The organism is Prevotella illustrans, assembly GCF_017426725.1.
GTDB lineage: Bacteria > Bacteroidota > Bacteroidia > Bacteroidales > Bacteroidaceae > Prevotella > Prevotella illustrans.
Map to the genome: position 1 here is coordinate 126,225 of NZ_JAERMS010000004.1, position 7,585 is coordinate 133,809.

General features: G+C 39.0%; 7 protein-coding genes and 2 tRNA genes. 4 read left to right on the forward strand and 5 right to left on the reverse strand.

The window, feature by feature from the left end; genetic code table 11:
- Positions 1–406 precede the first annotated feature (406 nt).
- From JHU38_RS02665 to JHU38_RS02675, 3 genes are read right to left on the reverse strand one after another with little or no spacing between them, the layout of a single operon-like run.
- Positions 407–2,071 (reverse strand): M6 family metalloprotease domain-containing protein, encoded by a 1,665-nt coding sequence (locus tag JHU38_RS02665; RefSeq protein WP_107582577.1) that lies wholly within the window; start codon positions 2,069–2,071, stop codon positions 407–409.
- An 11-nt stretch (positions 2,072–2,082) separates the two neighbouring features.
- Positions 2,083–2,856 (reverse strand): EFR1 family ferrodoxin, encoded by a 774-nt coding sequence (locus JHU38_RS02670; RefSeq protein ID WP_107582576.1) that lies wholly within the window; start codon positions 2,854–2,856, stop codon positions 2,083–2,085.
- Positions 2,853–3,251 (reverse strand): DUF1573 domain-containing protein, encoded by a 399-nt coding sequence (locus tag JHU38_RS02675; protein WP_107582575.1) that lies wholly within the window; start codon positions 3,249–3,251, stop codon positions 2,853–2,855. Before JHU38_RS02675 ends, JHU38_RS02670 begins: the two co-directional genes overlap by 4 nt.
- Before the next feature lie 171 nt (positions 3,252–3,422).
- Between JHU38_RS02675 and aspS the strand changes: the two genes are divergently transcribed.
- From aspS to JHU38_RS02695, 4 genes are all read left to right on the forward strand, one after another.
- Positions 3,423–5,189, forward strand: coding sequence for an aspartate--tRNA ligase (gene aspS, locus JHU38_RS02680; RefSeq protein WP_107582574.1), 1,767 nt, complete (start codon positions 3,423–3,425; stop codon positions 5,187–5,189).
- A 134-nt stretch (positions 5,190–5,323) separates the two neighbouring features.
- Positions 5,324–5,620, forward strand: coding sequence for a winged helix-turn-helix domain-containing protein (locus JHU38_RS02685; protein WP_107582573.1), 297 nt, complete (start codon positions 5,324–5,326; stop codon positions 5,618–5,620).
- A gap of 75 nt (positions 5,621–5,695) precedes the next feature.
- Entirely contained in the window at positions 5,696–6,028 is a 333-nt protein-coding gene (locus tag JHU38_RS02690) for a hypothetical protein (RefSeq protein ID WP_107582572.1), read from the forward strand.
- A gap of 211 nt (positions 6,029–6,239) precedes the next feature.
- Entirely contained in the window at positions 6,240–7,298 is a 1,059-nt protein-coding gene (locus tag JHU38_RS02695; RefSeq protein WP_107582571.1) for a mannose-1-phosphate guanylyltransferase, read from the forward strand.
- 119 nt (positions 7,299–7,417) lie between these two features.
- Here the strand turns inward: JHU38_RS02695 and JHU38_RS02700 are convergent.
- A tRNA-Lys gene (locus tag JHU38_RS02700) sits at positions 7,418–7,490 on the reverse strand.
- 22 nt (positions 7,491–7,512) lie between these two features.
- Positions 7,513–7,585 (reverse strand) — tRNA-Lys (locus JHU38_RS02705).

Here is a 7,585-nt window from a genome sequence, read left to right on the forward strand (position 1 = left end):
CCTTATTCCTCACGAGTGCATTTGTGGTTGTATAGACCCCACGCATGATATAGAAAACCGCTGTTCATAACTGTATATTTGTTGGTGCTTATTCAAATATACAAAATGTTTAGCGGTTTTCTTCTTTTTAATTCATACTATCACTCCAAATGTCGGATGAACCATAATTTCATCACACCTAATCGAAGTTAAATTGAACGATGAATCATAGTGGTCGTTCGCATAAAAATAAAAAGCATAGTTATGCGTTTTCAATAGCTATGCTTTTGCATGATCAAAGCTATGCTTTTAGGCGGTAAAAGCTATGCTTTTACAACGCAAAAGCAGCCCTTTTGAAAGTTGATTTGCCCACGATGAAAAATCGAAGGGGAAACTTGCCGAATGTCTAAACTTAAGTTCAGCTATATCAAGGAATTATAATTTTCTTTCCATTAACAACATATATTCCTCGCGGAAGTTTCTGTAGATCTTTGCCCATATAGTTTCCATTTAAATTGTAAATGGAAGAATTCCATAAATTATATTTGGGAGTGGGAGAGATACCGGTAGATATGTTTTTGTAAAAATCGAAGGAAATGGTTCCATCTGTCTCGGTAATGTTCTTTAAAGCCAAATCTGTTTTGAAATAATCCGGATTGAGAAGGGCCTTTTCCGCAGAGCCATCTTGCGTATACCAATAGAAATTAGGGATATTGGAAAGGTCGGTCAGTTCCCCCGTGTTGCTGCTTCCGGGAAATGGATCGCCGGCGAGTTCTTGGTAGTAAATCTTTTTCGCTTGACTGTTATTGGGTAAAAGATCATAAGAATAGCAACGGCCATCTGCGGGAACAACGGCCATGTTGGGTTTTCCCTTAACACCATTTACGCTCATGGACATATAGGTATCGGGGGTAGGAAAGCAGACATGGTATATTAATAGGCCATGCGCATTCTGTCCTCCATAATTCCAGCCTTCGTTTTGAATGTTTTCCAATAAGAAGTATTCATTAGGATCATGGCTGTTAGGAATTTTATAGACGCGCCCTTGGTCGACTGTTGTTTTGGGCATACTGACATGCTGCGAAGAATTTAGCTCTTGAATATCCACTTGCCAGCCCATTTGTGATTTCTCCCACGCGGTATAAGCGGTAGGGTACCAGCCGTTTGCTTTATATTCTCCTCCATCCATAAGGTCCCAGTACTCCATATTTTGATTATGTTGCTTGTAGCCGGAAGTATGGGTTAGTGGATAAATATCGGGCAGGCCCATCGCGTGTGATAATTCATGACATGATACACCTATTCCCGTAATGCACATGGCATCTGATTCTTTCTTGACTTTGTATGGTTGTAATTCTGCACAAATACTATAAAAGCCTAATTTTTTATCTCCCAAAGCTCCATTTACAGTAGACGTGCAGGCCCAGACCGTATTGGCTTGACCGCCGTTATTTTGTCCTAATCCTGCGTAGACCACATAGACACAGTCGATAACCCCATCGTTGTTGGCGTCATATATAGAGGCATCTGAGACTGAGCCTTTGATAAGATTGACAGCGTCGGCTACCATTTCGTCTCTCTTTTCATCTGAAGAATTGTTAGGATTGCTTCCGCCATAGTATCCTGTCTTTTGGGGAAGCGTGACCGGGCCATAGATATCAAATTGCAGATTAAAGGCCCCGTTACTCATATCTTTGAAATATGATTTTACACTCCCGTTATTCTTGTTGTTGTTATTGCCAAAATCATCCAAAGGCTCCATCTTATTAAAAAATTGCTCAAACGCAGTCTTTACTTGATTGATAGTAAAGTTTTGGTCTTGAAAGGCTGCCAAGATGACCGGAATGCGTATGGTGGTAGCAGCTCCTAAATTTGTTGGGATATAACGATTCTTGCCAATGATTGCTCGTGTCTGTAACAGAGCTCTTCCCGTTTCACATCTGTTAGGAATAATCTCTTTGCTCTCTTCTGTTCCTACGACCGGAGGCGAAACTAATTGGCCGAATTTGTTTACTACTTTCACCGGATGGTCAGCAAATACGATTATTGATGACAATGTAAATAATAGTAGTATAGAAAGAGTTCTTTTCATATTTTTTTTCTTTAAGTATAAAAATATTGTCCTTTGTTCTTGGTAAAACGCCCAAATTCAATGGCATGATGTGGGCAATGGTGATAGCAGTTGAAACATGTGAGACACGATGGATGATGAAGCCAAATGGGTATTTTGCCGTGGCCCCCTTCTATGTCGTCAACAGGGCAGACATTCGCGCAGATTCCACATTTGACACATTTATCTTTATCTACCCAAAAGCGTTTGTCGGTAACCAGATGTTTTACGAAATATTGTCCAATTACGTAACTTTTAAATCTTGGCCAATTACCACGTTTTATTTGGAATATGTTCAAATGTTTTGAAATAGACTCTGCTATGGAGAATAGCTGTTCTGAGGCTTCACGCTTTTTTTGTTTTACGACCTCTGCAGTGTCTACATCCATAAAAGGAAGTCCTACGTAGGACTCCGGCATAATGAGAGAAAAGGCGCTATTGAGCTTTAAATCTTTATATGAAAGATCCTTTTCTAAAATACTGATGGTCATGCCAATATCATCACCTGCTGTTATTACGGCATAAGTGTAATGGTGAGACAGGTCTTCTGACGTGATTTGTAGCTTTGCAATGAACTCTCTCACTATTTTGGGAGGACGCCAGCCATGTACCGGGAATACGAATCCAACAGACTCTTCTTGTAAAATATTATACCTGCAGTCACCTTTGAGGGCTGCAGGTATAAAAATGATTTTATCGTGTAGAAGTTGTGATAATTTATTTGCGGCCCAACGAGAATTTCCTGTGGCGGAAAAATAAAAGATCATCTTAATTTTGCATCCTCGTTCATCGTGCCTTCGATGTATAGCCTTGTCATTTCGGTAGCACCGTTTGTCCGAATGGTAATACTCTTTTTAAAATGCCCGGGAAATTTGCCTTTCCCATTGTAAGTAACATCAATTTTCCCTTTTTCGCCTGGTTTAATAGGAGCTTTCGTATATGAAGGTATCGCACATCCACAACTGGCTATTGCCTGATTAATGATGAGGGGCGCATTTCCTGTATTGGTAAAGACAAATGTACATTTTTGAATAGGATTACTCTCAGAGAATGTACCAAAATCATGTACTAATTTGTCGAATTTGATATCGGCTTGTTGCTGCGCGAAAGCAATAGAAGCGGAAGCGATCCAAATTGTTATAAATATAATAACTTTTTTCATAATCAACTCGTTTATGTAATTTATATATTGTAGTTAACTATTTGACTGCAAAGTTAATATTTAATTTAAAAGCATTGTTAAGGCTTAACATTATTTTGTATTATTTCCACGGCATTCCTTTATTGTTCGGGATTTTTGTATTACTTTTGCGTTAAATCAATATATTAAAAAATGTATAGAACAAATACTTGCGGTGAGTTGAGACTCTCTGATGCAGGGAAGGAAGTAACCTTGGCAGGCTGGGTTCAGCGCACCAGGAAAATGGGTGGTATGACATTTGTCGATTTGCGCGACAGATATGGTATCACCCAATTGGTTTTCAACGAGTCTGTTGATAAAGATCTTTGCGAAAAAGCTAATAAGTTGGGCCGGGAATTCTGTATTCAAGTATGTGGTCGGGTTAATGAAAGATCTAATAAAAATGATAAAATAGCTACCGGTGATATTGAAATTATAGCAGACAAGCTGGTTGTTCTTTCAAGTAGTTTGATACCGCCATTTACAATTGAAGATCATTCTGACGGCGGTGATGATATCAGAATGAAGTATCGTTATTTGGATTTGCGGCGTTCTGTGGTAAGAAAGAATTTGGAATTGCGACATCGCATGACGATTCTTATCCGCAACTTTCTTGATAGTCATAATTTCATAGAAGTGGAAACGCCTATTCTTATAGGTAGCACCCCCGAAGGCGCTCGTGACTTTGTAGTTCCCAGTCGAATGAATCCCAGGCAATTTTACGCCTTGCCCCAAAGTCCGCAAACATTGAAACAGCTTCTTATGGTTGCAGGCTTTGATCGATATTTTCAAATCGCAAAATGTTTTCGTGATGAAGATTTGCGTGCGGACCGCCAGCCTGAGTTTACGCAAATCGACTGTGAGATGAGTTTCGTAGATCAAGATGATGTTATTAACCTATTCGAAGAGATGGCACGATTCCTGTTTAAGGAAATTCGTGGTGTAGAGCTTCCTAAGTTGGAGCAAATGGCATGGGCTGAGGCAATGAAGCGCTTTGGCAGTGATAAGCCTGATTTGCGTTTTGGAATGGAATTCGTCGAATTGAAAGACACGTTTGAGGGCAGAGGCTCTTTCTCTGTCTTTGACGAGGCTAAATATATAGGTGGTATATGTGTGCCGGACTGTGCTGAATACAGCAGGAAACAATTGAATGAATTGACGGATTTCGTGAAGCGCCCTCAAATTGGAGCCAAAGGACTTGTCTATATTAAATATAATGCAGACGGGACTGTCAAGAGTAGTCTGGATAAGTTCTATACACACGAAGATTTCATGGTCATCAAGCAGAAGATGAACGCTAAAGATGGAGACCTGATATTGATTTTAAGTGGTGACAATGCTAATAGAACACGAATCCAGCTTTGTTCTCTTCGTTTGGAAATGGGGGATAGGCTCGGTCTTCGTGATAAGAATACTTTCAAGTGTTTGTGGATTGTAGATTTTCCTCTTTTTGAGTGGAGCGAAGAAGAAAATCGACTTATGGCAACTCATCATCCTTTCACGATGCCTAATCCCGATGACTTGGAATTGTTGGATGAACATCCGGAGCAAGTACGTGCAAAAGCTTATGATTTTGTTTGCAATGGCATTGAAGTTGGAGGTGGTTCATTGAGAATTCATGATACCCAACTCCAAGAACGAATGTTTGAAGTCTTAGGCTTTACCAAAGAGCGTGCAGAAGCTCAATTCGGATTCCTGATGAATGCTTTCAAATATGGCGCGCCGCCCCATGCCGGGTTGGCATTTGGTTTGGATCGTTTTGTTAGTATCATGGCCGGACTTGATAGCATTCGTGATTGTATTGCTTTCCCCAAGAATAATAATGGACGAGATGTGATGCTTGATGCGCCTGGCGAGATTGATTCAAAACAGCTCGAAGAACTTCAAATAAAGGTTGATTTAAGTCAAGAAAACGACTAAACATAGCTACGGACTCTTTGAAATCGTTACTTTTTTGTGTGATTAAGTCTATAATTAGAAATTAATGTACTAATTTTGCAGTCGTAATTACATGGTGATTCTAATAGCATTAGATGTATTAAATATTACGAATTATGGCAGAAAAAAAAGTAACAACGAAGGCTGCGGCAGCTAAGACTACAACAAAAAAGGTTGCTCCTAAGAAAACAGTCGCAAAGAAAGCAGAAGTAGTAGCAGTGGTTAATGCTGAAAGCGTTGGATTCCGTGCAGGTGATGTTTATCAGACTCTTGCAGCTGCAGGAAAGGCTCTTAGTGTGGCAAATATTGCGAAATTGGCCAATATTACCGTTGAAGAAGCTTATCTTGGTATAGGTTGGCTTTTCAAGGAAGGTAAGGTGAAGGATGAAGATGGACTTATTGCATTGGCATAAGATTTAGATCTTTATTGATAGAACAAAGAGTTGTAATTCAAAATAGAGTTGCAACTCTTTTTTATTGTATACAAAATGACTTACGACAGAGAGATAATTAAAGTGCTTGTAGAAGCGGGGGAGAAAGGATTGAGCGTGAAAAAAATAGCTCAACATGTCTTCAATGCTTCGAATAGTTTATTCTGTGTGGTCATGTATGATGATATATATACTTATGTGTCTCAGTATCTTTTACTCAATTCGAAGTCTAAAATGTCACTAATTGCTCATGGCGAAAGACGGGGGACTTATAAGATTAATACTAAAATAAACGAGGGACAGCAGTTGATGATCCAATTTGGAATAGATGAAATGGAAGAATCTTTGGATATTACGCCATCTGATGACGGAGAATTAAGTTTGTTTTAGTTTACTCGTTTTTTGAGAAGAGGTTATGCTTATATAATGAGGTTATGCCTATATAATCTATATAATAAAGAGGAAGAGATTTTTTAGTTTTCTTTCTCTCTTTTTTCACCTATTTTCTTGATTATATCCCCAGAGTTTAATTTATATATTCAGATATTATGTTTTTTAGTTATTATTTTATATCTTTGGGCTAACATTTATTTTTTTAGATATGAATAACCACTTAGTAATTATGGCAGGCGGGGTCGGAAGTCGATTTTGGCCAATGAGCACATCCGAAAAACCAAAACAATTCATTGATATTTTGGGAGTAGGGAAGTCGTTATTACAATTAACATTTTATAGATTTCATGGTATCTGTGATCCTGCTAATGTATGGGTCGTAACAAATAAAAAATATTTTGATTTAGTAAAGAGCCAATTGCCGGAGGTTTCTGAAGATCATATCTTATTGGAGCCCTGTAGAAGAAATACTGCGCCCTGTATTGCGTATGTTAGTTGGAAAATCAAGTCGCAAGATCCTAATGCGAATGTAGTTGTGACGCCAAGTGATCATATTGTTGTTGATGAGATTGAATTTAGGAGAGTAGTGACGTCTTGTCTGAATTTTACAGCAGAAACAGACGCTATTGTTACTCTTGGGATGCGTCCCAATCGGCCGGAGACAGGGTATGGTTATATTCAGGCTGATCTTACGGCAAGGTCGCCACGGAACAAAGAGATTTTCCGGGTAGACTCATTCAGAGAAAAGCCTGATATTCAAACGGCAACTCGTTATATTCGCCAAAATAACTATTTTTGGAATGCGGGAATCTTTATTTGGAGTGTTGAAACGATAGTAAACGCCTTTCGTGTTTATCAACCATCTTTATCAAAGGTGTTTGAGCGTTTATTGCCTATCTATGGAACAGCTGAAGAGCAGGTGATGATTGATGAGCAATATCCGGAATGTGAGAATATCTCCGTAGATTATGCTATCATGGAGAAAGCGGAGGAGATCTTTGTATGTCCTGCCAATTTTGGTTGGAGTGATTTGGGAACATGGGGTAGTCTGATGATGCAATCTCATAAGGATCTTTATGGTAACTGTGCGATAGGTACAGATATTGAGTTTCATGATAGTCATAATTGTATCGTTCATGCGACTGAAGCAAATAAGGTTGTCGTTCAAGGTTTGGATGGCTTTATTGTTGCAGAAAAAGATGGAGTATTGTTGATTTGTAAGTTGAGTGAAGAGCAACGCATTAAGCAATTCGCTGCCGAAAAATAGTTATGGCTACTTAGTAGTTGGCGTATGAGCCAGAAGTGCAACCTGTTTCTGGATTTATCGTACATAATAAAATAAGAAAACAGACAAGCAATTTTATCAATTACTTGTCTGTTTTCTTGTACACCCTTAGGGATTCGAACCCTAGACCCACTGATTAAGAGTCAGTTGCTCTACCAACTGAGCTAAGGGTGCTAATTGCTAATTTATGAAAGTGTACGCCCTTAGGGATTCGAACCCTAGACCCACTGATTAAGAGTCAGTTGCTCTACCAACTGAGCTAAGGGCGC